This is a genomic window from Dorea sp. AM58-8, from assembly GCF_003464045.1.
Lineage (GTDB): Bacteria > Bacillota > Clostridia > Lachnospirales > Lachnospiraceae > Claveliimonas > Claveliimonas ammoniilytica.
Window position 1 is genome coordinate 12,573 of record NZ_QSDM01000005.1, and the last position, 24,979, is coordinate 37,551.

23 protein-coding genes and 1 tRNA gene are annotated in these 24,979 nt (G+C 44.5%); 7 read left to right on the plus strand and 17 right to left on the minus strand.

The features are described 5' to 3' along the window. Positions 1-63: 63 nt before the first annotated feature. The 13 genes from DXA18_RS05490 to DXA18_RS05550 all read right to left on the minus strand — a co-directional run bounded on the left by DXA18_RS05490 (position 64) and on the right by DXA18_RS05550 (position 11,441). Positions 64-1,128, minus strand: a complete 1,065-nt coding sequence (locus tag DXA18_RS05490; RefSeq protein ID WP_118383041.1) for a sugar-transfer associated ATP-grasp domain-containing protein — start codon at positions 1,126-1,128, stop codon at positions 64-66. Continuing rightward, complete coding sequence (locus tag DXA18_RS05495; RefSeq protein ID WP_118383042.1) at positions 1,097-2,119, minus strand: sugar-transfer associated ATP-grasp domain-containing protein; 1,023 nt, start codon at positions 2,117-2,119, stop codon at positions 1,097-1,099. The genes DXA18_RS05490 and DXA18_RS05495 overlap by 32 nt, the downstream gene beginning before the upstream one ends. A 5-nt stretch (positions 2,120-2,124) precedes the next feature. After that, positions 2,125-3,201 (minus strand): NAD/NADP octopine/nopaline dehydrogenase family protein, encoded by a 1,077-nt coding sequence (locus DXA18_RS05500; protein WP_118383043.1) that lies wholly within the window; start codon positions 3,199-3,201, stop codon positions 2,125-2,127. 9 nt (positions 3,202-3,210) lie between these two features. Continuing rightward, positions 3,211-4,086, minus strand: coding sequence for an ATP-grasp fold amidoligase family protein (locus DXA18_RS05505; RefSeq protein ID WP_118383044.1), 876 nt, complete (start codon positions 4,084-4,086; stop codon positions 3,211-3,213). Beyond that, complete coding sequence (locus tag DXA18_RS05510; RefSeq protein WP_118383045.1) at positions 4,083-4,958, minus strand: glycosyltransferase family 2 protein; 876 nt, start codon at positions 4,956-4,958, stop codon at positions 4,083-4,085. The genes DXA18_RS05505 and DXA18_RS05510 overlap by 4 nt, the downstream gene beginning before the upstream one ends. Beyond that, a complete protein-coding gene (locus DXA18_RS05515) occupies positions 4,955-5,833 on the minus strand; it encodes a glycosyltransferase family 2 protein (RefSeq protein ID WP_118383046.1) in 879 nt (292 codons plus the stop codon). The genes DXA18_RS05510 and DXA18_RS05515 overlap by 4 nt, the downstream gene beginning before the upstream one ends. A gap of 31 nt (positions 5,834-5,864) precedes the next feature. Beyond that, positions 5,865-6,167 (minus strand): polysaccharide pyruvyl transferase family protein, encoded by a 303-nt coding sequence (locus DXA18_RS05520; protein WP_158567093.1) that lies wholly within the window; start codon positions 6,165-6,167, stop codon positions 5,865-5,867. 20 nt (positions 6,168-6,187) lie between these two features. Next, entirely contained in the window at positions 6,188-6,703 is a 516-nt protein-coding gene (locus DXA18_RS05525; protein ID WP_118383048.1) for a hypothetical protein, read from the minus strand. A gap of 22 nt (positions 6,704-6,725) precedes the next feature. Further along, entirely contained in the window at positions 6,726-7,781 is a 1,056-nt protein-coding gene (locus DXA18_RS05530) for a sugar-transfer associated ATP-grasp domain-containing protein (protein WP_118383049.1), read from the minus strand. A 24-nt stretch (positions 7,782-7,805) separates the two neighbouring features. Beyond that, positions 7,806-8,588 (minus strand): sugar-transfer associated ATP-grasp domain-containing protein, encoded by a 783-nt coding sequence (locus DXA18_RS05535; protein WP_118383050.1) that lies wholly within the window; start codon positions 8,586-8,588, stop codon positions 7,806-7,808. A gap of 14 nt (positions 8,589-8,602) precedes the next feature. After that, positions 8,603-8,887: a hypothetical protein gene (locus DXA18_RS05540; RefSeq protein WP_118383051.1), complete on the minus strand. Its 285-nt coding sequence runs from the start codon at positions 8,885-8,887 to the stop codon at positions 8,603-8,605. Between the two features lie 68 nt (positions 8,888-8,955). Beyond that, positions 8,956-9,516, minus strand: a complete 561-nt coding sequence (locus DXA18_RS05545; protein ID WP_118383052.1) for a nuclear transport factor 2 family protein — start codon at positions 9,514-9,516, stop codon at positions 8,956-8,958. 2 nt (positions 9,517-9,518) lie between these two features. After that, positions 9,519-11,441 carry an oxidoreductase gene (locus DXA18_RS05550; protein ID WP_118383053.1) on the minus strand — a complete coding sequence of 641 codons (1,923 nt, stop codon included), beginning with the start codon at positions 11,439-11,441 and terminating at the stop codon, positions 9,519-9,521. Positions 11,442-11,900: 459 nt separating this feature from the next. On the opposite strand from DXA18_RS05550, the gene DXA18_RS05555 reads away from it, so the two are divergent. The 7 genes from DXA18_RS05555 to DXA18_RS05585 all read left to right on the plus strand — a co-directional run bounded on the left by DXA18_RS05555 (position 11,901) and on the right by DXA18_RS05585 (position 21,432). After that, the gene (locus DXA18_RS05555; RefSeq protein WP_118383054.1) at positions 11,901-13,895 is read left to right on the plus strand and encodes an oxidoreductase; all 1,995 of its coding nucleotides are present in this window, start codon (positions 11,901-11,903) and stop codon (positions 13,893-13,895) included. 222 nt (positions 13,896-14,117) lie between these two features. Continuing rightward, on the plus strand, positions 14,118-15,419 hold the full coding sequence (locus DXA18_RS05560; protein ID WP_147345577.1) for an AraC family transcriptional regulator: 1,302 nt from the start codon (positions 14,118-14,120) through the stop codon (positions 15,417-15,419). Between the two features lie 3 nt (positions 15,420-15,422). Next, positions 15,423-16,025, plus strand: a complete 603-nt coding sequence (locus tag DXA18_RS05565; protein WP_118383056.1) for a hypothetical protein — start codon at positions 15,423-15,425, stop codon at positions 16,023-16,025. A gap of 339 nt (positions 16,026-16,364) precedes the next feature. Next, positions 16,365-17,141 carry an SDR family NAD(P)-dependent oxidoreductase gene (locus DXA18_RS05570; RefSeq protein WP_118383057.1) on the plus strand — a complete coding sequence of 259 codons (777 nt, stop codon included), beginning with the start codon at positions 16,365-16,367 and terminating at the stop codon, positions 17,139-17,141. A gap of 42 nt (positions 17,142-17,183) precedes the next feature. Beyond that, positions 17,184-18,749: a bile acid--CoA ligase BaiB gene (gene baiB, locus DXA18_RS05575; RefSeq protein ID WP_243007046.1), complete on the plus strand. Its 1,566-nt coding sequence runs from the start codon at positions 17,184-17,186 to the stop codon at positions 18,747-18,749. Further along, positions 18,739-20,019 (plus strand): MFS transporter, encoded by a 1,281-nt coding sequence (locus tag DXA18_RS05580; protein ID WP_158567094.1) that lies wholly within the window; start codon positions 18,739-18,741, stop codon positions 20,017-20,019. Before baiB ends, DXA18_RS05580 begins: the two co-directional genes overlap by 11 nt. A 48-nt stretch (positions 20,020-20,067) precedes the next feature. Next, positions 20,068-21,432: a CaiB/BaiF CoA transferase family protein gene (locus tag DXA18_RS05585; RefSeq protein ID WP_158567095.1), complete on the plus strand. Its 1,365-nt coding sequence runs from the start codon at positions 20,068-20,070 to the stop codon at positions 21,430-21,432. A 252-nt stretch (positions 21,433-21,684) separates the two neighbouring features. Here the strand turns inward: DXA18_RS05585 and DXA18_RS05590 are convergent. From DXA18_RS05590 to DXA18_RS05605, 4 genes are all read right to left on the minus strand, one after another. Continuing rightward, positions 21,685-21,755, minus strand: a tRNA-Cys gene (locus tag DXA18_RS05590). A 54-nt stretch (positions 21,756-21,809) separates the two neighbouring features. Next, positions 21,810-22,769: a carbohydrate kinase family protein gene (locus tag DXA18_RS05595; protein WP_118383061.1), complete on the minus strand. Its 960-nt coding sequence runs from the start codon at positions 22,767-22,769 to the stop codon at positions 21,810-21,812. A 72-nt stretch (positions 22,770-22,841) separates the two neighbouring features. Next, positions 22,842-23,480 (minus strand): lactate utilization protein, encoded by a 639-nt coding sequence (locus tag DXA18_RS05600; protein ID WP_118383062.1) that lies wholly within the window; start codon positions 23,478-23,480, stop codon positions 22,842-22,844. A 9-nt stretch (positions 23,481-23,489) separates the two neighbouring features. After that, a complete protein-coding gene (locus DXA18_RS05605) occupies positions 23,490-24,620 on the minus strand; it encodes a PucR family transcriptional regulator (RefSeq protein ID WP_118383063.1) in 1,131 nt (376 codons plus the stop codon). Between the last annotated feature and the right edge of the window lie 359 nt (positions 24,621-24,979).

A 24,979-nucleotide genomic window follows, 5' to 3' on the forward strand; every position in this document is an offset into this window, starting at 1 on the left:
TCCATAGTTGATTTCTGTGCAAGCAAAAGGATCCCGCCACCAGACGGAATCCTCCCTTGTATCTCATATGTACTGTTCCGGATCACCATAGTAATCCAAAAGCATAGATTCAAATTTATCATGCACACCGTGCTTTGCCGGTGCCTGTACGATATTCATTCCCGGACTGTGATTGCCCTCGATCAGCTCCAGTCTTCCATCGGAAAGGATTGCCACATCCCAGCCTACCACACGCAGACACGGAAGTGCCTGTGACGCTTCCTTACACAGCGCACAGATTTCCTCCCAGAATGGAATCTGCACACCTCGGAATTGCATACCGGTCATTGGATGTGCGATATAGGTATTGGCACATTCATCGATCCCGTCTGTGTTGATAATACCGGTCTTCGGATCGATCTCGCAGAAAATTCCGCCTCCGTGAGCGTTATCCACATGGAGTCCGTTATTGCCCACACGTAATCCACATCCGAATACTTCAAACCGATCCTCGTTACGGAATGTGATCACGCGCAGCGTGTTCAGTGATGATGGATGGAATACTGCCAGTGATTCATGAGACTCCACAAACTCTTCTGCCAGATATCTTCCCTTGATCATCTTCTGATAGAATTCTTCTTTATCTTCTTTCGCGTCAAACTCTGCCTCTGTCAGACGGATAAATCCGATTCCCCAGCTAGAATACTGTGGCTTCAGCGCAACCACATGATACTTGTGCACAAATGCATCGAACTCTTCATAGCTTGCTTCCGGCACATAGAGCCATCCCCTGCTGACAAACTGTGTAAAATTCTTCAAAAAGCTTAATTTGTCTTTCAGATATTTTTCAGATTCGTTATTATATGGACGCATCAGTCTGGTCGCCTCGATATCTGTCAGATATCTTTTCTGTTCTTCCGGACTTAAGCCATAGAAGCCGAAGATCATATACTCTGACTGAGACACTCGTTTTTCCGGATTGTTTCTGCGCACCTTCAGATAATCATGGAATAACTTACGCTTGGTAAATCCTTCCGGCAGTTCCTTTGTCCCTTCTATATAATGCATGAATTTCTTCTTCAGAACCGGATATGCTCTGAGATTCTTCACAAGATAATTATCCAATAATATGTTTTTCTTCTTTTCCATCTTCCTCTGCTGCTCCCTCTAAACACTTTTGTATCTGTGGATATTTGCCAATCCCATCTAACTGTATAATATTGCCGCCAGGCCAGTGACAGTTCCCTTCGATCAGTTCACAACCATCCGGTGTCACTGCAATGTCCCATCCCACGTAGCCAATTCCCAGCATTCTTTCCATTGCTTCATTTACCAATGCCCTGATCTGCTCCCAGTGTGGAATCTGCAGTCCAGGCATATAATAATCGGTTCCCGGATGTCTGTCGTAGTCCCGGATCTCTGTATTATTTCTTCCAGGTCCCGATACGCATCCTCTGTCAAGATCCAGCGGATATGCGATACCGCCGGAGTGAAAATTATCCGCCACTGCTCCTGCACCACCACATTTCAGACAGGCACCGATCAGATGTATCTGGCCTTTCTGGTCTCTGGCTGTGTTGATCCGAATGGAATTCACACATCCCGGACGGACGTGTTCCAGTACTTCATGCTGCACGATACATTCTTCGACCAGCATATTATTTTTCCTACATTCCTCATAGAATGACGGAATATCTTCTATTTCTTTTGTATGGATCTTACGGATCCCATGCCCCATGATTCCCCGGCTCGGCTTGCATATGATGCATTCATGACCCTTCAGAAATGCCTCAAAGTCTGCCGGTTCCGTATCTGGCACATATAGATATTCCCGCTTTACCAGTCCTTCAAACTGTCGGTAAAACAGATGCTTCTGTGCCATGATCCTGGCATCTTCCTCTGACAGCCGCCGGTTCAGCTCCCGGTCTGCCTTGGATGACCTGCCAGAAGTCAGATACTGATAACGCTCTGCATCTTTCAGCTCATAGAAGCGCAGTACCAGGTAATTCTCAGGCGATGCGCCGTGCCGGTAGCCACAGCCTATGGCATCCAGAAAATACCACATCGCAAGCCCTCCCCGCTGTCTGCGGAGACTCTCTGCCATCTTCCATGTTTTCTTAACAGCATTCCACTGTGACATGTCCGTTACTCGCCTTTCCGTTCCTTCAATATCTGCTGCACATTCTCTTCTCCCAGACGTTCCAGGGTACGGCCACCGGCACGGAAATCCGTACCCAGTGCTGCCGATGCGATCTCGATCAATGATGTACACACCGGAACCGGAATATCCAGCACATGTCCCAGTGATTCCATCAACACCAGTCCCTGTGGAATGTCTTCCGTAATATATCTGGAATTCACGGATGTTGGTCCCTTCGCACGCTCCGGCATTGCCGCATACGCAAAGAATACTTCCTTCGCATCACTCTCATCGTCCAGACTGTTGCGGTATTTGCACATTTCCACATATGGAACCGGCTTCAGTCCAAGATGTTCTAAGATATTCATTTTCTCCTGATCCAGTGCTTCCAGTATCTTCCACGCTGACGGAGTAAATACTTCATGGTACATGCAATAATCACCACCAGTCGCTTCAATCCGTGGAATACTCATGACTGCCCCAACTGTGTGAACAATCATGTTCGGATTGTGAAGCGCCGTCTCGATCACGCTGTCTGCATAGGCAAACGGCGTGCCGAGCTGATCTAATTTGGAAACAGCATAATCTTTCTGGTGCACCGGATAGATACCGATCGGATTCCTTACATTGCGAAATCCCACCTTAAATCTTCCCGGTTCCATGATCCGTCCATCGATGAAACTGCTCTCTGCCTCTGCGATGATCACGCCTTTCGGAATGCCAATTCCAATGGCATAGGCCGTTGACAGATATCCAGGGTTCACTACCACAATCTGCCCCGCTTCCAGATGCGGGAGTATCTTTGCCAACACATCCCGATGATAGCCTGTCTGCACGCAGACAAAGACCACATCCTGTCCTTTTACTGTTTCTATCTCTCTCGTCACATGGGCAATGTGACTTACTTTTTCTTCCCCAAATTCATCCAGCACCATCCTGCCCTGATTCTCAGACAGATACCGGAAGTTATCATCATGCATGGCATGCGATGTCTTGATCAGCGTCACCTCATGACCTTTACCGGCATAGTCTGCTCCAATCGCACATCCGGCATTGCCCGCTCCTACAATTGCTACTCTCATATCCCTCTCCTACATCATGCTTCCAAAGAGAAGATCTGTCTCCGGAAGTCGTTTATTATCCAATGCTGCAGCCGGCGTGAATGTCATTTCCCCAAATCGGACTCCCTGCTCTGTCAGGTACAGATCCACTCTGACAAATGGAAATCCTTCACTCAGCCGATCCGCTGTCTGAAAGGCTTCTTCCAGTCCCGCAGGTCTGGGAAGCGCAAAGCCTTCCGGTGCATTTTTCGAATCTCTGTTAATACGCATCAACTTAAAATCCCGGTCAAAGAAATAGAATTTCGGCCAGCCTTCTTCTCTGCCTGCGCATACCATCACGCAGTACGCTTTTCCATGAAAGCAGTAGAATTTGTAATCCTCCGGAAGTGATCCGTCTGCTCCGCCGATATATTCTTCTACGATGATCTTCTTCTCAATCTTCCGGTACTGAAGCTCTGAAAAATACGCCCAGAACGGTTCTTTGCCCCATTTGCGGAGTTTCTCCACCGTCGCCGGGATATCTAAATCCTTCTTAGACTGGCAGATGATGTTATATCCACATCCAAAGTTCCATTTCATGGCAAACTGCTCCGGAAGTTTGTCCCATTCGATCTCTTCCGGTGTGTCATAGACTGCAATCAGCTTGTTCAGGCAATGCTCCAGTCCACAGTTATCAATGTATTCCCGGACGCAATATTTGTCTGCGCACTGTCTGACCAGTGGATCCCTGCCATATGTCTCAAGCTTTAGCTTCAGGATTTTTTCATTTAATGTCTTTGGATCCTTCAGATCCGGAAAACGTCCGAATTTTTTCAGAAATAATAACTTCGTATTCAATCTCGGAGACAGATAGGAAAGCGCTATGTAAAAAGCCTTGGACGCTTTGCTTATCTTCTTCTTTTTCATGCCTCTGCCTCACTTTCCAGGATCAGTTCTTCTGCTGCCGTCAGAGAATCAAGCAGACAGTCGATCACAAACTTTGACCGTTTTACGATCGAACGGTATTCCTGTTTGGAGGACACATACTGGTAATGCAGCACTTCAATTGAAGGATCGTAACGCACCACACTTTTATCTTTTCTGCACAGCCAGTCCAAAATCTCCATCTCAAAATACATATAGGTCTTCGGATAAAATGGCTCCGGATGCTTTTTCAGATAGCGTTTGGAAAAAATCACGCAGGAACCATGCAGTACACTTCCCTCCGTAGGGATACTGCTGTCGATACACTGTTTTGCTCTTCTTCTGCGCTGTACTCTCTTCCAGATTGCCGGGCTGTTCTTTTCTCCGCTGCTGAGTAACAGCAGGATCGGGTTCTTTGTACGCGCCACCTTTTCCCGTTTCTTTCTTACGGATTCCAGTGAATATCCGTGAAGGCTCTTCGGATTCTGGTGAATACCGGAAAACACCGAGATAATATCCGGTCCCAGCACATCAAACGAATGTCTGCGATAGATTGCTTCCACCTTCGGACAGAAATCTTTCTGCAAAATCTCCACGTCATTGTTAAGTACCACCACGAAATCCGCCGGCACATTCTCCTGTACCCAGCGCACTCCCATATTATTACCTTTTGCAAAGCCGGAATTTTCCGGATTCAGAATGACTTTAATCTCTGAATCTTCTGTATATTCGTCTAACAGTTCCTGTCCTGTTCCATTCGGCGACGCATTGTCCACGATCACAATCTTCTTGTCGCCTTCCAGTGCCTTGATTCGTTCCACGCATTTTCTAGTCATATCCGCTGCACGATAGTGCAGGATTACAAATGCTATCATTCCGAAACCTTCCTTTCTCTTCCGTTCACACTGCTTCTTATGCTGTCCATGATCCAATATTTCAGATCATATGGATTCTTACTTAATTTCAGGCTCTTTTTAAAATGCTTTGCAGCAAGCGCCGGATCTGTCGGATGCACACGCTTACCCATTCTCCGGTTCATCACTGCCATACTCTTCGGATACTGTTCGTACAGATCCAGATGCTTCTTATATAAATGCAGCAGATGCTGATAAGACGCAACTCGCGCTGAGATACTGTCTGCACCCACTTCCGATTCTACCAATGCCTCTGGCATATACCCCAGGTCAAATGTATTCGCCGCACGGATACCAAAATCCCAATCCTGATACCGCTTGATATTCTCATCAAAGCGCAGTGTCTCCCAGATCTCCCGCTTCATCAGCATGGTCTGTGTACTGGCTCTGTTCTCCGCCAGAAACTCCTCTACCGCATGCTCCTTGTGAAAATCATGCACCGGAAAATGGAAATGGTTGCCATTTGTCGCTATCCGGTTCATTCCGCAGAAACACATATCCACCTGTGTCTCTTCCAGAAAGCGCACCTGCTTCTCCAGCTTGTCCGGATGCCAGGTGTCGTCACTGTCCTGAAATGCGATCAGTTCACCATCCGAGCGTTCCGCGCCATAATTTCTTGCATAACAGGCGCCGTGATTCTCTTCGTATCTGAGATACTTCACTCTAGGATCACTGATCTCACGGAATAATTCTTCTGTCCCATCCGTCGAAGCATCATCCACTACCAGCACTTCGATATTCTGATAGGTCTGCGCAAGCACACTGTCCACGCAGGCCGGCAGCTTTTCTTTTCTATTATATGTAGGAATAATTACCGAAATCTTCTTCGCTTCCATTAGATATATCCTTCTGTATCTTTCCGTTTTATTACCTGTTTTTTACCGGATATGGAAATGCTGCCTTCATCTGCCGTTTCTTCTCCTCCACCATCTCCGGTAAGATCTGATACTGTTCTTCTATCTCTGTTAACTCCGGCGCCTTCTCTGTGCGCAGATCTCTTGGCTGCGCTTCCACACCGTACGCCGAATAATAATCTTCAAATTTATAACCGTCTCCTAACAGACGGTCTCCAAATACCAGATACATATTCGGGATTCCCAGACTGTCTGCAACGATCAGTCCATGCAGGCTGCTGGAAATAATGTATCTGCACTCTGCAATCTCCTTCACTACCTGTAAAGGATCATCTTTTACATTAATAACTTTGCGTTATCATAGGATGCCAGCAGCTTCTCCACCGCCGGGTCCTTCAGATCACACAGATGAGGTACAACGCCCACATCATAACATACCTCCGGCCGTTCTTTCAATAACTCTGACGCCAGAATTCCGGCATCTGCCATCGGAATGTCCATTTTCTTTCCCGTCATGCGCTCTACATTCTTTCTGGTAAGCTCTCCTCTGACGGCGCAGAATTCCATATTCCGCTTAAAAAACTTCCCATCCGCATCCGAATAATTGATAAAACCGGTCCCCCACACATACACATGTGGCTTACGGATCCCGTTGATCCGCTGCTGCAGACGCATCATTGCCGAACCATGCAGCGTATACTGTCCCAGACAGCTTCCGATCCCGCAGATCTCCCCATCCAGAAAAGAATGGCGTTCTGCCTCATATCCAAAGCATTCCTTTACGATCAGCTCATTCAGACAGTCTCCCATATTCCGCAATTTCGAATAATACATCTTAATCTTGTCCGGCATCTGTAATTCCTCTACTATCTTTCTATTCCAATCTCATAACTACTCGTTCATATCTTCCGTCATCTACAAACGGAATGTCATTGACCGCATCAAACAGCGGCTGATATCCATAACCATCTGTGATCCATCCATATCCCGCATACTGAGCGGTATTAAATCCCGGAATGGTATTGGCCTCGATCAATACCGGTCCATCCTTTGTGATTGCCACATCCCAGCCGATATTAGAGATCTTCTTGCCAAGCGGCACAGCCCGCTTCAGCATTTCCAGTGTTTTATCCCAATGATTTAGCTGCAGCCCCTTGAAAGCCACGCCTGTCATCGGGTGCACCGTATATTCTTCCATCTTGTTCTGATCCACAGCATCTGTGAGCACTTTTCCCGTACGGATATCCACTACCGCAGTCAGCGCATCCTGGCAGCCATTGGCGATATCTTTGTGCAGTGCCGAAGTCAGCACCGGCGCAAACAGATGGGTTCCGTATGGAGACGTTACCGAATAAAATCGCACCACACTCACTGCACTTGGATTCAGTTCACTCAGCACATTATCCTGGCAGATGTATTCTTCTATGATTCCGTTGCCGCCATTCCGAATGTGATCAAGTGCATCTTTTATATCTTCTGCACAGGTTACCGGCAGGACACGGACACCCTTGCCCATCCCCTTGCAGTTTGGCTTATATACAACCTTGCCGGTTCCTTCCGCCAGCTCTTTCAGTACATCCTCCGTCACATCGGAAGCCTGCACACATTTTCTTCCATAAAATTCATCAAATACTTTGGAAAATATATATTTATTCATCAACATACCGATATAACGTCGGTCTGTAAATTTCTTACGAAATTCCATACGGGACCAGAGTGTAGATACCGTCTTCTTCTGTTCCTGTGTCAGATCATAGAATCCGGTCCATGCATATTCGCCAAAAGAAATGTGATTGTATTTCTTAGCCTGTATAATATCCTTCTCTACTTCAGATGCATTCAGTCCATGCTCTTCGGCATATTCTCTGGCATATAATCTGATATGCTTTCTCGAATTGATAAGTCTTGTAAAACTATTTGTCTGTCCCATATGTATCCTCTTTCTAATTCATCGTTACATTTGCTTTATCAGCTCTTCCAGTTCGTACTTTCTTCCGGTCTTTGTCACCATCTGCATTGCACCCATTTGTGCCGTACAGTTAGCTTCCACCATGCACCAGCCGTGGTCTCTGCTGTAAGCCAGATCCCATCCGCAATAATGATTGTCCGGGATCATCATAGCTGCTTCTTTGACCATAGAGACTGCCTCATCCCACTTCGGAATCTGGAATCCCTTAAATCTGATACCACTGTCCGGATGGCACTCATACGTGTGTCCTTTTTTGTCCGCTCCATCAGTATAAATGACTCCTGTCTCTGCGTCAATGAGTGCACTGACTCCTCCCGCACTAAAATTATCCACAAAGCTATCTCCCCGGCCCATTCGGATCGATGGATGGAATAATTTTATCTCCGGTTCGCCCTCTTCATTCTTAATGATGGCGGTTGGAATACGCAGAGTATTCACGGATCCTGCATGAATCTTCGACAACGCTTCACCCTGTACGATCACTTCTTCGATAACTGCGCCGCTCTTACTGTACTCCTGATGTGCCTCTTCTACAGAATCATACATACCAAGATTCTCTACTCTGACACCGTTGCCGAAAGCTGCATACACCGGTTTCACCACATAGTTCTCATGCCGCTCCGCAAATTCGCGAAGTTTTGCCAGATTCTCTTCGGTCGGTTTTTCATTTTTCAAAATGCGGATAACTTCCCGCTTATACATATCTTTGAATTTCTTGTAGGTCCGGTACTTGTTCTCCAGGAGATCGGTATTCTTTCGCTGATTCATGCGCGGATAATAACTCAGACGGATGCCCTCTGTAATGATGAATTACGATACTCTGCGTCCTGTCCCTCATATCCAAATGCAAAATACTCACTGTAATAAGAACCATATTTAAACAGGCAGCGGATCATATCCCTCTTTAATTTTTTCACATATTTCGGATCGGCAAGTTCATCCGGCTCCTTATATTTAGCAATGATCTCATCCATTTTATCCTTTTTACATTTATAATAGTACGCTTTGCGGTACCACGGTACGAAACGGTATTTATAATGAAATTTTCTAAGATATTTGCGCAGCACTTTACTTTCCTCCTGGCATGATAAATGCCGCCATGCCAGACTGGCACAGCGGCATCTCTCGCTTTACTTTACTGCTCTTTCTTTACAGCAGCTGTCTTCTTTTTCTTAACGACTTTCTTTTTCTTTGGTGCGAACATGTTCTTGCGGATACGATGTGTCTCATCACGCATGAACTGCTCTTCATAGATACGGATATATCCTGTATCCTGGATCAGCCATTCACCATCGATTTTAACATATTTATCTGTGTAGATTGCAGATCCTTCTACCTGAAGTCCTTCATATGGATCACCCTTAGCGAAGATCAGTCTGTCTTCCAGATACCATTTTCCGTAAGCAACTGTGTCGCTCTCAAACCATACCTGTGGGTTATGTCCCTGATGAAGTGTAATCTCTGTCTTAGGCATAGATTTCTTGAAGTAATCTGTGATTTCCTTTGGTCCGTGGAATACCAGCTTACCATTAGAATATGCTGTCTCGATATCCGGTGCCATTGTAGTCTCAAGTTCATCCCAGTTCTTTGTATCAAGAGCCTGGAAATATTTACTCTTCAGTTCTTTAATTGCCTGTACATCTTTAATCTGCTGTAATTCTTTTTCCAAAGCCTCAAGGCGTTCTTCTACTGTCATTTTTATACCTCCATACCTACTTTATATGCATCAGCTGTTGCGTCAATACCCATACGTACTTTCTTAGCATCGCCGATTACATTGTAAGCGATTCCAAGCTCATCACATTTAGCTGTCAGGTCTGCTGTCGGACGAGACTTAGCTCCTGTAGCAAGTACTAATGTATCGAAGCTACGTGACTTATTGCTTGTCTTCTTGAATTTATCTGTGAACTTGTAATCTACTGTGTGATCACCAATTGCTGTAACCTTGCTGCGGTTGCTCTTCTGGATTGTCTTTCCAGGATATTCGATATCAAGGAACATGCTACGAAGCATACCCATTGCTTTACCAACACGTCTGCTGTCCATGATACGAACATTCTTCTCACCCTTGTTGATCAGGTATGTTGCTGTCTCGCATCCTACCAGACCACCACCAAGGATCAGGATCTCACCTTTGGCTTCTGCCTTACCAGCCAGAACATCCTCTGCTGTAACAATGTCAGCTCCATCTACGCCCGGAAGATCCGGTGTAGCGAACTCAGAACCGATAGCTACTACTACATGATCCGGTTTGATCTCAGCGATCATCTCTGGTGTAACAGTTGTATTTGTCTTGATCTCGATGCCAAGTCTTTCACATTCTTTGATCTCCCAGTCAACAGCTGCTTCAAATTCCTGTTTCTTAGGAGCTTTACCAGCTAATCTGAATCTTCCACCTGCTCTCTCAGATGCTTCGTAGATTGTCGGATTGTGTCCACGTTTCTTCAGGATCTCTGCTGTTACCAGACCACCGATACCTCCACCGATGACCATAACATTCTTAGCCTTTTCAGCCTTTGGCATACCTTTGTATTCCAGGCAGAGCATTGGATTACGTGTACATGTGATATGTGTAGCCTTTGGATCGATAACCTTGTCGTAGCATCCTTCTGTACATCCGATACAACGACGGATCTCATCCTCACGACCTTCTCTTGCTTTATTACACCACTCTGGATCAGCCAGCTGTGCACGTCCGATAGAGATCATGTCGATCTCGCCGTCTTCGATCAGCTTGTTAGCAAGTGCTGGCATGTTAACACGTCCAACACCGATTACCGGGATGTTAACTGCTTTCTTGATCTTAGCGATGTTTTCCATATTGAAACCTGGCTCAAGGTTATATGGCGGTACTTCGTATACTGTTGCAAGGCTTCGTGCATTACCTCTTGAAAGGTCGATTGCATCTACGCCTGCTTCTTCTGCCCAGTTAACGAACTGGATAGTCTCTTCTACAGTTGTATTCTTAGGAAGTAACTCATCTACTGCATCCAGACGCATAAGCAGTGGCATATCCTCTGGCATGTTAGCACGCATCTCGCGGATAACTTCCAGATTGAAGCGGCAACGATTCTCCAGGCTCTGGTTACCATACTCATCTGTACGGTTGTTCAGAGACGGATTCATAAATTCGTGTGGAAGATATGTATGTGCTCCATGGAACTCCAGTGCATCAAATCCAGCTTCTACAGCCAGTTTAGCAGACTCTCCGAACTGCTTAATGATCTCATGGATACGCTCTACTGTAACTGTATCCGGTGTCTCTTCTACGTTTGTCTTGTCAAAGAAGTCAGCCGGTACGAATCCTCCGTGCCAGATCTGAACAGCTGCCTTACCACCATTTTCATGGATTGCTTCAGTTACTTTCTTCAGTTCATCTCTGTCTGCTTCACTATACAGTCCGAAATATAAATACGCATGACATTCTTTACAAATAGATACCAGCTCTACAATGTTCAGTCCGCATCCACCTGCTGCACGTGCTGCGTGGTACTGAATCATATCATCTGCTACGTGATGTTTGTCCTTAACCATCTTGGTATTCATACCAGGAAGTACAATTCTGTTCTTCAGTTCAAGACCTCTCAATTTAATTGGAGAAAACAATGCATCATAACTCATTTTGAAATCGTCCTCTTTTCTTTCATTATTAAATAGGTTAATAGGAGTCATCGTTCCGCCATATAATCCAGACCGGTACGGGAATCACTTGTCTGAATATATAATCGGAAGCTGTTCGTTATACGGTAGTAAATAGTATCTCTAGCTTTACCTTCCCTTTAAAAGCTTGTCTAAATTTTAACACGAGCACATACTATGTGTCGGAACAAATTCCAAAATATAGTGCACAAGCAATGTACAAAAAATCAATTTTTCCTATCACATTTTTCTAATTAATCATTTTTTCTTTTTTATGCTTGTAGTGTTTTTGCATTTTTTGTCTGCATTTGCAGAAGTGAATTGTCATGATTTTTTCGAAAAATGTAGATTATTTAACAAAAAAATGTGAAACACCGTCTTCGAGATTCGTTTATACTATGCTCAACAGATAAATTTTCGATATGTTCAGGAGGGAACAAAATGATCACAGATATGAAAGATGCAAAGATCTTCCAGCCTCTTCAGCTTGGAAGAACAACTTTAAAAAACCGTATTGCAATGGCTCCAATGAGCATGCATTATGAAGCAACTAACGGAACTGTACCAAAACAGTTGGCAGACATCTTCGTCCGTCGTGCAGAAGGCGGCGCAGGATACGTAGTAATCGACGCTGTAACTGTTGACCACAAATATTGGTATATTGGAAAGACTACTGCTCTTGATAAGGACTCTCTGGTTCCTCAGTTCAAGAGATTCGCAACTCGTGTAAAAGATGCAGGAAGCGAACTGATCCCACAGATCATTCACCCGGGTCCGGAATCTATCTGCGCTATGAAAGGTATTACTCCGATCGGACCATCTATAAATACAAATGCAAATGGTGATGTTTCAAGACCGGCTACTATTAAAGAGATCCAGAAGATCATCAAACAGTATGGAAAAGCTGCACGCCGTGCAGAAGAAGCAGGATGCGGCGGTATCGCATTACACGCAGCACATGCTTACATGCTTCCAGGTGCATTCCTTTCTCCACTGCGTAACAAACGTATGGATGAATACGGCGGAACAATCGATAACCGTGCTCGTCTGATCCTTGAGATCATTGAAGAATGTCGTAAAAACGTAAGCGAAGACTTCCCGATCATCCTTCGTATCTCTGGTTCAGAGCGTATCGAAGGTGGTAACAGTCTGGAAGAAATGTTATACCTTGCTCCGAAGTTCGAGGCAGCCGGCGTTAATATGTTAGAAGTATCCGGTGGTGTTCAGTACGAAGATATGCAGGATATCATCCCATCACACAGCAAGAAGATCGGACGTAACGTATACGAAGCTTCTGAGATTAAGAAAGTTGTTAATATCCCTGTATTCGTTGTTGGTAAGATCAACGACATCCGCTATGCTGCAGATATCGTAGAGCGTGGACTGGTAGACGGTGTTTCTCTCGGACGTCCGTTACTTGCAGATCCTGATCTTCCGAACAAAGCCCGTGAGAACCGTTTCGATGACATCACACCATGTGCTTCATGCGGCGGACGTTGTGTAACTCCTAAGGATCCACAGCATCCGGTATGTCAGTGTCACATCAACCCATTGGTTGGTCACGAATACGATTATCCATTTAACCCGGTTGATACTCCGAAGAACGTACTGGTTGTCGGAGCAGGCCCTGGCGGAATGTACGCAGCCGTAATCGCAGCAGAGCGTGGACATCACGTAACTGTATGGGAGAAGAATTGTCAGGTCGGCGGACAGCTTGCACTGGCTGTTGTTACTCCTGGTAAGCAGGAAATGTGTAAATGGTTATCACACCTTACATACCGTGCTAACAAAGCAGGTGTTACATTTGAATTCAACAAAGAAGCTACTGTAGATGATATTAAGGAATTTGCTCCTGATGCAGTTATCGTAGCTACCGGTGCAAGACCGTTTGTTCCACCATTCATCAAAGGTCTGACCGATTACCCTGTAACTACTACTCATGATATCCTGAGCCGTAAGGTGACCGTACCGAAGGGAACTGTATGTATCCTCGGTGGTGGAGAAGTTGCCTGCGAGACAGCTGAAATGCTGATGACAGACGCTCGTCCGGCTTCCTTTGTAAAAACAGGAAGCATCGGTGATGTAGAAGTAACTCTGGTAGAAATGATGCCACAGCTTATGACAAATGTATGTCTGCCGAACCGTAATGTACTGATGGACAGCCTTCACAGATCAGGTGTTAAGAGCTATGTTAACGCTAAGGTTCTGGAAGTTACTGATCACGATGTTAAGATCCAGTACACAACAGACGGAAGAGAAGAATGGCTGAGAGGTTTCGACCATATCGTAGTCGGAATGGGCTCCAGAAATTATGATCCATTCTCTGAAGAACTGAAGAAGTTCGTACCGGAAGTAAGAGTTATCGGAGATGCTGTAAGAACAGGTCTTGCAAGTAAAGCTCTTCATGAAGGATACTTCGCCGGATACGAGATTTAATAAAACATATTTCCCTCATACTTTTATTAAGATTGCAGATGCTTTTTTCAGTGTCTGCAATCTTTTTTTACCTCTTTTTCGACATGTTGTAAATTTTCATTTTTTGTCCTGTCAAAGTTTTGACATTCTCCGTTGACTTCGATTTTATTATGTGATAGTCTTAAATCAAATGTTTGTATAAATGTTTGTATTTTTGTACAATTTTCAAGGGAGTGAGCCATATTGAAAAACAGAATCCGCCCTTTATGTGAGACACCGCGCGACGGCATATTCTGCGGCCCTGACAAATATCTCACATTACAGGAGCACACCATAACCAGCGAGATGTTTCCGGTGATGGAATACGACAGTTACTTTATATTGGTAAAAGAAGGACATGGTAATTTTGTGATCAACGGAGAAGAATTTTCCGTCGAACCTGGTTGCGTATCCTGGATCCAGTGCTCTCAGGTACTCACTGTCTGTCCTGATTTTGGCAATAATCTCGTACTTTGGATCTGTCCTTACGACTACCAGCTTCTGAGCTATTACTCATTTAGCAATATTGCTCCAACCAGAGAACTTGAGATTGTCAATAATCTTCCGGTAATCGGTCCTGATGGTGATGAGGTACAAGAGATTGTCCACTTATTCCATCAATATCGGAAGCTTTCTAAAAGACATTCTCACGGCTCTGCAATTATTCGAAGTTCCTATCTTCGCAGAATTGAACTTTTATATAACCGGTTTGCCAAAAGTATGAAGTCCCATTACAAATTCAGCAACCTGCCGCTGAGCCGCAAGGTCAGTCTGTATATTGCAGTGCACAGCACAACTGCACTGACCTGTGCAGATGTAGTGAAGGCAATTGCGCCATCTATCAGCGAATCAGCCCTAAATCATGCACTCCTTGTTGCAACAGGTCTGAATTTCAATCAATATCTGAACCGGCTGCGGATTGCGCATGCGATGTCGTATTTTCTCTATGACAGTCTTCCGTTTGACTACATATCCTCGATATCAGGATTTAATATGGAGATTACATTCTTCCGCCGTTTCAAATCTCTGATCGGTATGACACCGCAGACTTATATGAAAAGGACGCTCAGCGACGGAAAGCATCACACTGTATACCGCACTACTATTATGAACGAAACTCTAATCTCCGCGATCAGCTATTTGTACGAGAACATGACAGATCCTATTGACGCCGAAACTCTTACTAAAGAGCTGTACACTTCAGAGAATATTCTGCGTGTCCAGTTTAAGAACCGTCTGAATTCCAGTTACAAACAGGTGCTGTCCCAGTTCCGCGTGCGTTATGCCGAAGCACTGCTCACTACAACTTCACTGCCGACAGTAGATATTGCTATCGAATCCGGCTTCGGCTCAGACCGCACTATGGCGCGGGTATTTTATAATATAAACGGCATATCTCCGGGAGAATTCCGCAAAGCCAGAAAGCTCCCTCAAAAGCCAGTAAATAGCCAGCATCTGCGTCTGACCTATAAGATTACACTCAAACTATACACAGGAAGGCGATAAACTATGCAGAAAGATATACCACAGTCTGTTGACCCTGATGAGCCAAAGACTCCCGGGCACGCCATTTTTTCCGGCGCCCATGACTACTTTGTAAATAATGTCCTGCCTGATACGATCCAGGCGCATGTGAGTCGTTATCAGACTCCTACCTCTTATGCCAACAACCGGGATCAGACATTTATTCTTGTCCGTTCCGGCAAGGGAAAAGCATTAATCAACGGTCTGGAATATAACTTGAGACCCAATACACTGATCAATCTCGGTCCATTTCACCGTTACCGTTTTCTACCATCCAAAGGAACTCCCTTGGAAATTGCAGAAGCACGTATGAACAGTTCCACCTATGTATATATGATCGCTAATCCTTACCTGAAATGTGAACAGATGACTGTTCCGTCTCAGCCTCCGGTCGTATATCTTAAAGGTCTGTCGGCTGAAATTGCCAATGAATCTATGGACGGACTGCTCCACGAAGCCATGAATGATTCAGCAGACCGTATCCAGCTCTGCTTCTGTTATATGATGAATTTTCTCGGAATCATCACAGATCAGATGCCAAAAGCATATTTTGCATCAAGTACGACACACAGCAAAGAAAAAAAGTAATTTCTTTAACAAAGTTAATTATTTGAGAAAGGTTTTCGTTATTTGTCAATTATAACCAAGCCTTTCTCTTTTATTCCCGATATTTTAACCATTTTCTACAGATAGTTTTATCTTTTTTCACTTTGTCACTCGCTTTGATTATAAATGTTAATTTTTTGTCGGTTTGTTCTGAATAAAATTTACACTCTGATACCGTTTAAAGCCTGGTTTTGCTGTTAAAATATTATCAGTCATTGATATGACGTATCGGTAGTAAATTTTCGAAGGAACGGGAAACTTTCGGAAAACAACAAAAAACCAAAGAGAATATCAAGAAAAAAAGAAAGGGGATTCATTCAAATGTTTGAAAAAGAATTCGAAGGAAAAGTTGTATTAGTAACAGGCGGAAGCACAGGTATTGGTTATGCAACCGTTAAATCATTCCTTGCAACCGGAGCTAAAGTATACTTCTTAGGAAAACCAGGTGAGGATTTAACAAAACAGACAGAAGAGCTGAAAGCTATCAATCCTGATTACGACTTTGCGTCAAACACAATCGACCTTTGCGATTACAAAGCAGCTCAGGCACTCTATGCTGAGATTGAAGAAAAATGGGGTCGTCTGGATGTTCTGGTTAACAACGCTGGTGTAGACAGCAGTTTACCGATCCACAAGATGAAACAGTCTCAGTGGGATTACGTCATGAACGTTAACCTTAAGGGAATGTTCAACCTTACAAAATACGCTATCAAGTACCTTAAGAAGACAAAAGGATGTATCGTTAACACAGCATCCGTTGCCGGTATCTACGGTGCAGGATGCGGATGCCCATACCCAGCTTCTAAGGGTGGTGTTATTGCTTTCACTAAGTCTATGGCTTGGGAGCAGGCATACGCCGGAATCCGCTGCAACGCAGTAGCTCCTGGTGTTATCGATACCAACCTGCTTGCAACAGTTCCTCCATTCGCTAAGAAGAACCTTGCAAAACAGATTCCTCTTGGATATATTGGAGCACCACAGGAAATTGCAAATGCGATCCTGTTCCTGTCTTCAAGCGCAGCACAGTATATCACAGGTGTTACACTGCAGGTAGACGGTGGATATGTTCCACACAACACAGTAGCTAAGCCGAATTAAGCCAAATATGAATTTAAGCAGATACACAAAGGAGACGTCATTGTGAGTACCAAGCACTTTAATATATTTAATACTGGCGAAAGCAGTTTTTTTACACCGGGAGTACAATTAGCTAATATAGCAAGAGTCAAACCGGATGCTCCGGCCATCGTATATATTAATCCGGAGAATAAAGAGTCTGTCATGACCTGGCATTCTCTCGACGTGCTCTCCAATCGTATCGCGTGGTATCTGCTGGAACAGGGAATCAAGCCGGGCAAGAGCGTCATTGTCGCTCTGCCCAACATTCCCACCCACATTGCTCTTGCTTTTGGAATCTGGAAGGCAGGTGGATGCTATGTACCAATTTCTCCGCGAGTACCCCGCAAAAATATGATAGAAATATGCGAATGTGTATCTCCATCACTGGTTATCACCAATCGTTGGAAACCAGAAGGATGCTTAAGTCTCAGTTCTTCCGAACTCAAGACGATCAGCGAAGATTACCCGGAGCATATGCCTCCGGACATTATGGCGGTTCCAAATCTTGCTAACTGCTCAGGTGGTACTTCTGGCAAGACAAAAGTTATTGAGCAGGATATGGCAGCCGGTGAAAGCGATGAAGGTCTCAAAACCTGGTTTGCAATCTCCGGTATGCGTTTTGAAATGCGCCAGTTGCTTGCCGGTCCATTATTTCATGGTGCACCGCATTCTGTAGCATTTAACGGATTATATTGTGGCAACACATTATATATTCCTTCCTGCTTTGACGCAAAAGCAATTGTAGCATTGATCAAAAAATATAAAATCGAATATGTACAGATGGTTCCTACTCTCATGCAGAGAATTATCCGTCTTCCGGATTTCAACCCGGAGGATCTGCAGAGCCTCGAAGTATTCTGTCACACCGGTGGCGTCTGTTCCGCAGACTTAAAACGGAAGTGGTTTGACATCCTTCCCCCGGAAAAGATCTATGAGATTTACTCTATGACAGAATGTGTCGGTATGACATCTATCCGGGGCGATGAGTGGCTGGCTCACGAGGGTAGTGTAGGTCGAATGCCATGCGGAGAAATTGCGATCCGCGACAGCGAAGGTCACAATCTTCCAATCGGCGAAACCGGGGAGATTTTCATGTCCTGGGGGCCGAACAAGCCAAAGGTTACATATAAGAATATAACCCCTCTGGAAAGTGATGAAAATGGCTTTCGCAGTGTGGGCGACATCGGATACGTAGATAATGAAGGGTATCTTTATTTCAAAGACAGGCGCAGTGATATGATTGTCACTGGTGGCGAGAATGTCTTCGCTGCTGAGATTGAATCTGTCCTGAAGAAACATAAAAAAGTAAATGACGCTGTTGTCGTCGGACTTCCTGACAAAGAATGGGGACATCGCATTCATGCCTTTGTCGAAACAACAGAACTCGTCAGTGATAAAACACTGATCAAATTTGCACTGAATTATCTGCCTCCATATAAAATACCAAAATCATTTGAACACACTGACCACATCCCACGGAATGAGAGTGGCAAAGTCGTCCGCAGTCAACTGGTCGAGGATTATTTGAAACGACATGCGGACACGTGTTCTTCTTCAAGTACGAAAGGGGAAAAACATGGAGAATAAAAAATTCAAAGGCTGGGGAGTCTTAGCTGCAGCCTTTATCATGTCATTTATACCTACCGGAATCATGAGCAACTGTTTCTCACTGTATATGGCTCCGGTATGTGAAAACCTTGGATTCAGCACAACCAGCTGGTCAATGGTTAACCTGATCGCATCCTTTGCAAGTGCCATCGGTGCTATGGTCATCGCAGGAATGTATCAGAAGAAAAATATGAAAATCACTATGGTTATCGTTACAGCCGGTACATGTATCTGTTGGTTTGTAGCAACACTCTGCACAGCCATCTGGCAGTTCTATCTGGTATTTGCGCTGTCTAACATCTTTATGGCCGGTCTTACACAGCTTCCGATCTCTATGCTGGTTACAGCATGGTTTGAAGATAAGCGTGCTACTATGATGTCTATCGCTTACGCAGGCGGCGGACTCGGCGGAGCTGTATGGGCTCCTGTAATTTCCCGCTTCATCTCTGCAAGCGGTACAGGCTGGAAGACAGCTATGCTGTTCTCCGCTGGTGTTGTTGCTGTAGTTATGATTCTTACCGCTCTCTTCCTGGTAAAACGTTCACCGGCAGAGTACGGAACAGAGCCATATCGTACAGGTGACAGCAAAGAAAAGGAAAAAGAAGCTACACAGAATTCCAACGCATGGATCGGTGTATCTAAGAAGACTGCTACCAAATCTGGTGCATGGCGCTGCATAATCGGTGTTGTAATGTTCACTGGTATCCTTTCAGCCGGTGTAACTACACATGTACCTAACTTTGTAACTTCAGTTGCTCAGGACGGCGGATCACTTCAGGGAACAATCCTCTCTGTATACTCTATCGTATCTATCATCGGTATGGTAGCAGGTGGTGCACTGATGGATAAGATTGGTATCCGCAAGACAGTTCTTGGCGCAGCTGTTCTGGTAATCATCGGACTTGCAAGCTTATATGCATATTCTGTAACCGGTACTACAGCAATCGCATTTGGATATTCTATCTTCTTTGCAATTGCAATGTTCCTGCCTAAGGTACTTCCGTCAGTACTTATGTCTAAAGTATTCGGAACCAAAGACTACGGTGCTATCTATGCATTTGCTAACCTGTTCTTCCTGATCGGTGCTGCATTCGGTTCCGTACTGACATCTATCATTCAGGGAATCGTTGGATACGGCATCACATGGATCGTTTACATGTTTGTTGCTATCGCCCTGTTCCTGTGCGTATCTGGCGCAATCAAGGGCGGCGAGAAACTGCAGGCTAAGTATCCTCAGGGAGATAACTAAGAATTAATTATGCACTTAATGCAATTAATTTAAGAAAGGATGAATAACATGAAAGAGATTAACAACAAATTAACTCAGAAATTTGACGAATACCCAACATTTGGTGTTCTTCAGGGCGTAAAGGTATTCGTTACTGGTACTAATATCGCCGGACCTTTTGCCGGTTCTCTGATGGCTGAAATGGGTGCTAAAGTACTTCAGGCAGAGGCACCTTCTATTGCATGCCAGACAAGAGGTACTCTTGCATGGTCTCAGAATCATCGTAATGAGTATTCTATCACAATCAACGTGGCTAAAAAATCAGGACAGAAAATCTTCCTGAAATGTATCGAATGGGCAGATATCTGGATTGAAGCCGGACGTCCGGGTTCCTATGCTAAACGTGGTCTGACTGACAAAGTTTGCTGGGAGCACAACAAGAAGCTGTCTATCGTTCACGTATCTGGTTACGGACAGTTCGGACCATCGAAAGACAAACCGTCTTACGACGTATCCGGACAGGCAATGGGTGGATATATGTACATGAACGGTGTATCTCCTACATCAGGACCGTTGAAAGTTAATCCTTACCTTTCTGACTACATTACAGCTTACAATGCTTGTATTGCAGCTATGGCAGGATATATCGGAGCACAGAATACAGGCGAAGGAGATTCTTGTGACGTAGCTCAGTACGATACCATGTTCCGTCTGCTGGACAACTACCCGGCAAACTGGTTCAACAAAGGTTACCCGAAACAGGGCGAGCCGGTTCCATATCGTACAGGTAATAAGAGTGATATGGCTTCATGCTTCTCATTCTACGACACCAAGGACGGCGGTGCTATGTTCGTAGCTATCGTTGGACAGGGACCTGTAAAACGTGGATACCCGATCATCGGAATGGGCAAACCTGGTATCACAAAAGGAATTCCGAAGAACTGTACCGGATTCCCTCTGTTTGACCCACGTGGAAAACAGGCAGATGAGCTGTGTGCAAAATTCTGTGCTGAGCGTACATGTGATGAACTGGAAGAAATCTTCAACAAAGCTGCTATCCCATGCCAGAGAGCATATGGACCGGCTGATATCGAAAAAGATCCTCAGTACGAAGCACGTGAGAACATCGTTGAATGGGAAGATCAGTGCTTCGGTAAGATGAAAGGTATCGGACTTACCAACATCTTCAAGAAACATCCTTCACAGATCGTTGCTGCTGCTCCTTGCTTCGGTGAGCACAACCGCGAAGTACTCGAAAGCTTCGGATATACAAAAGAAGAGATTGATGCTATGTATGATAAGGGAGATCTGGTAACATGGACACCTGCAGATACAGCAAGAATCAAAAACTTCGTAGAGTGGAACTTCTTCTGGGATCCGGAAAATCAGGCAAAACGTATTGGTCTGGAATATCCACCGAAAAAAGACAAATAAGAAATTAATTCATTCCTTATATGAACCGACTGCAGAGCAATCTGCAGTCGGTTTTATTTAATGAGAAAATCAAGAACTTAACCGCCCGGCGCAATCGAGTAGGCCAACACCTACTCGACGTGCAATCAATGTCATCTCGCCTGTCGGCTCGATGAACATTGGCCGCCATATAGAAATTCGTGCAAGCACGATTTCTGCATAGCGGCTTATTGCACAAAAAAGCCTCAGGTACTTCCTGAAGCTTTTTTCAAAAGGCGCCAACCAGATTTGAACTGGTGATAGAGGTGTTGCAGACCTTTGCCTTACCACTTGGCTATGGCGCCATAAGATATATGAGTGCTCTTCCCGAGACACTCATATATTATATCATTCTTTTTCTATTTCGTCAACATTTCTTCGACCTCTTCTTGCTCCGGCATGGATCGGATTGCACCTTTTTTAGTAGTTACGATCGCTGCTGCAGCATTCGCAAAATCAAGGATTTCGGTCAGATCCTTCTCGGTTAGATTATCAATACCTCTTTCCAGCACACCATTCAATGCACTTCCACAGAATGTATCTCCGGCACCTGTCGTTTCCACGGTATCCACCCGGTATCCTGCCTTTTCTACACGCATACCCTTATAGTATGCACGGCTTCCATCTTTACCCATTGTAAGGAAAATAAGCGGGATATGATACTTCTCCTGCAGATACTGGATTCCTTCATCATAATCTTCTTTCCCGGACACAAACTGAATCTCATTATCGGAAATCTTCAATATATCACAATATCGGAACCCATATTCCATCATCTTCTTTGCTTCATCCAGAGACTTCCACAGCGGTGGTCTGAGATTCGGATCCAGTGAAATCAGGCATCCAGCCTCTTTTGCCACTTCTAATGCTTTTTTTGTTGCGCTCCTGACCGGCTCATCTGTCATCGATAATGTTCCAAAATGAAAAATCTTTGCCTGACGGATCACATCATAATCGACTTCTTCTTCCCGGAGCATCATATCCGCTCCCGGCTTTCTGTAGAAAGAAAAATCGCGATCTCCATCCTGGAAAGTATGTACAAATGCAAGCGTGGTCGGAATCTCCTGATCCATCCGAAGTCCTGTCGTATCTACTCCCACCTCTTCTATTGTTTCTTTCAGTAATTTGCCAAACTGATCTTCTCCGACTTTACCAAGGAATGCTGTCTTTCTGCCAAGCTTTCCAAGCATGGCAAGCACATTACACGGCGCCCCTCCCGGGCATGCCTCAAAACAGTTATTTCCCTGTTCACTCTGTCCATTCATTGCAAAATCTATCAACAACTCACCCATGGCCGCTACATCATATTTCTTTTCCATCGTCTTTTCCTTTCATACAGTATTTTTCACATAGTTCTATATTCTTACATACCACCTATATACATCTTCTGATCAATATCCCAGATTATCATTCACCAGAATCACCTTGATTCGTTTCGGTGCCTTGGAATAACGGGTTACCAGAAACTGGCTGCAAATTGTATCCGGTGATTTGCAGTCCGCGCAGGAACCTGTCTTCTTACACGGTGTCTGAATATCAAATCGCTGTGCGTTAACCGGTGCCGCCAGGTTACGCGCTCTCGCCCATGCATCATCCAAATCCTTAACTACTTTATTCATCCCAACAATCATCAGCACATGTTCCGGCCCCCAGGTAATCGCTGCCACACGATTGCCTTTGCCATCGATATTAACCAGTATTCCATCTTCTGTAACAGCGTTTGTACTGCTGAGAAAATAATCACACCCAAGACACTGAAGTTCAACGCTTCTTTTCTCTTCCGGCGTACTACATGCATCTCTGTTATACACCGTATAATCGCCGGAACAGACTGCATCCTTCAGCCCGATATCTGCTATCGATACAGATCCTCCCCAGCCAACGCCGCTGCCAGCCGGAATCAGCGCAAGTGCAATCTTAAGCGCTTCTTCCTTCGTCTCCGCATAGTGACCTTCCATATTTCTGGATTCCAGTCCCCTGATGACCTTCTCAGCAAGTTTTCTGTTTCTCTCTGATATCATTTTATTCATAATATCCTCCTATCCTCGCATTTTCATAAAATACAATGCCACCATAATCCTCGTACGATTCTCGTTGCTCATTATATCGTATCCCAGAATTTCTTTCACTTTATTCATTTTATAATTCATCGTATTCTTATGGCAGTACATTGCCTGTGCCGTATGCACAATGCTGCATTCATTTTCAAAAAATGCTTTTAATATATCCAGATAATCTGTGTTTTCTTTTTCATCATAGTCTATCAGCTCACCCAGCACCTCTCTGATAAATGCCTCTCCGGTGTCTTCATGTCTCAGATCTGACAGTACTTTATATACGCCCAGTTCATCGTATACCAGCAGATTTGTCGCAATCGCTGTCTTTGTCAGCTGATATGCCACCATCGCATGTTCGTAGCTGTCTTCCAGATCCTGCAGGCGCATTACCACATCGCCAATTCCCACATAGACCTGCATATCCTGCTTACAGATCTTCTGGAATATACGCTGAACCTGCTTTACTGTCTTATCTGCTACCATGATCAGAAGCCTGTCCTCATCTGTCACGACAACGCCTCGAAAATCCGAATACTGAAGCTGCTTTGCCAGTTCCTGAAGGCGCTTATTCTCTTCCCCCTCCCGGTAAGCATGACAGCTCAGGATTGCCATAATATAATGCATATTACGATAAAATCCATTATGCTCAAAATGATGCAGATACGCCGCCTCATGCTCAGGATAATAGATTGCATTCTTAAGTGCCTCATTCAAATTCGTATCCCGCTGTTCATTCTCCAGAAGAATAGATGCAAATATGCGCATTACATCAAGATACGGTGTCTTCCATCCACTTGAAAATAATGGAAACTTTTTCCTATTACAATAATCCACAATCCTCTGCGGATAGCAGCTGCCTTCATGAAGCGACAATACCAGTCCTCCTGTCCCGGCCTCAATCAATCTCTGCACAAAATCCATCAGCCATTCCTCAGACGTATACTGAATCCCCGCACTGAATATCAGTTCATCGCCATGCAGCAATTCGATAAACTCCGGATTCTCTACAATATGCGTCCATTCAATCACCTTATGGAAACAGCTCTTTGTAACCAGGTGCATATCATACATCGGCTCAACTTCCCGATACAGTTCTTCCAATGCAACCGCCATATCTTACCCTTTCTGTCAATAAATTCAATTTTACCGCCATAAAATCATACACTTTTTATCCTATCGTTTCTATTTTATCAAAATTGTGCTCAAAGCACAATTAAAATGATATTTTCTGTAGCAAAAGGATATGTACCATTACCATATATCATGATATATTGTTCATGAACACAAATGCATGATATTCATGCATCCCCCGAATCGTGTTCACATTCAATCTCCAGATTGCTAAAAGACTGCGTAACCACGCAGCCTTTTTTAGTTCAACAGACAGTTATTCAGTCTATGGTATAGAACTGCATATCGTTGTGCTTGCACATAAGAATATGCAGTTCTATACCATTACGGCTCTGAATAGA

Coding starts and splice junctions, on each gene's coding strand:
- DXA18_RS05490 (WP_118383041.1), bottom strand. CDS start 1,128: ATGGAAAAGAAGAAAAACATATTATTGGATAATTATCTTGTGAAGAAT.
- DXA18_RS05495 (WP_118383042.1), bottom strand. CDS start 2,119: ATGTCACAGTGGAATGCTGTTAAGAAAACATGGAAGATGGCAGAGAGT.
- DXA18_RS05500 (WP_118383043.1), bottom strand. CDS start 3,201: ATGAGAGTAGCAATTGTAGGAGCGGGCAATGCCGGATGTGCGATTGGA.
- DXA18_RS05505 (WP_118383044.1), bottom strand. CDS start 4,086: ATGAAAAAGAAGAAGATAAGCAAAGCGTCCAAGGCTTTTTACATAGCG.
- DXA18_RS05510 (WP_118383045.1), bottom strand. CDS start 4,958: ATGATAGCATTTGTAATCCTGCACTATCGTGCAGCGGATATGACTAGA.
- DXA18_RS05515 (WP_118383046.1), bottom strand. CDS start 5,833: ATGGAAGCGAAGAAGATTTCGGTAATTATTCCTACATATAATAGAAAA.
- DXA18_RS05525 (WP_118383048.1), bottom strand. CDS start 6,703: ATGCCGGACAAGATTAAGATGTATTATTCGAAATTGCGGAATATGGGA.
- DXA18_RS05530 (WP_118383049.1), bottom strand. CDS start 7,781: ATGGGACAGACAAATAGTTTTACAAGACTTATCAATTCGAGAAAGCAT.
- DXA18_RS05535 (WP_118383050.1), bottom strand. CDS start 8,588: ATGAATCAGCGAAAGAATACCGATCTCCTGGAGAACAAGTACCGGACC.
- DXA18_RS05545 (WP_118383052.1), bottom strand. CDS start 9,516: ATGACAGTAGAAGAACGCCTTGAGGCTTTGGAAAAAGAATTACAGCAG.
- DXA18_RS05550 (WP_118383053.1), bottom strand. CDS start 11,441: ATGAGTTATGATGCATTGTTTTCTCCAATTAAATTGAGAGGTCTTGAA.
- DXA18_RS05555 (WP_118383054.1), top strand. CDS start 11,901: ATGATCACAGATATGAAAGATGCAAAGATCTTCCAGCCTCTTCAGCTT.
- DXA18_RS05565 (WP_118383056.1), top strand. CDS start 15,423: ATGCAGAAAGATATACCACAGTCTGTTGACCCTGATGAGCCAAAGACT.
- DXA18_RS05570 (WP_118383057.1), top strand. CDS start 16,365: ATGTTTGAAAAAGAATTCGAAGGAAAAGTTGTATTAGTAACAGGCGGA.
- DXA18_RS05580 (WP_158567094.1), top strand. CDS start 18,739: ATGGAGAATAAAAAATTCAAAGGCTGGGGAGTCTTAGCTGCAGCCTTT.
- DXA18_RS05585 (WP_158567095.1), top strand. CDS start 20,068: ATGAAAGAGATTAACAACAAATTAACTCAGAAATTTGACGAATACCCA.
- DXA18_RS05595 (WP_118383061.1), bottom strand. CDS start 22,769: ATGGAAAAGAAATATGATGTAGCGGCCATGGGTGAGTTGTTGATAGAT.
- DXA18_RS05600 (WP_118383062.1), bottom strand. CDS start 23,480: ATGAATAAAATGATATCAGAGAGAAACAGAAAACTTGCTGAGAAGGTC.
- DXA18_RS05605 (WP_118383063.1), bottom strand. CDS start 24,620: ATGGCGGTTGCATTGGAAGAACTGTATCGGGAAGTTGAGCCGATGTAT.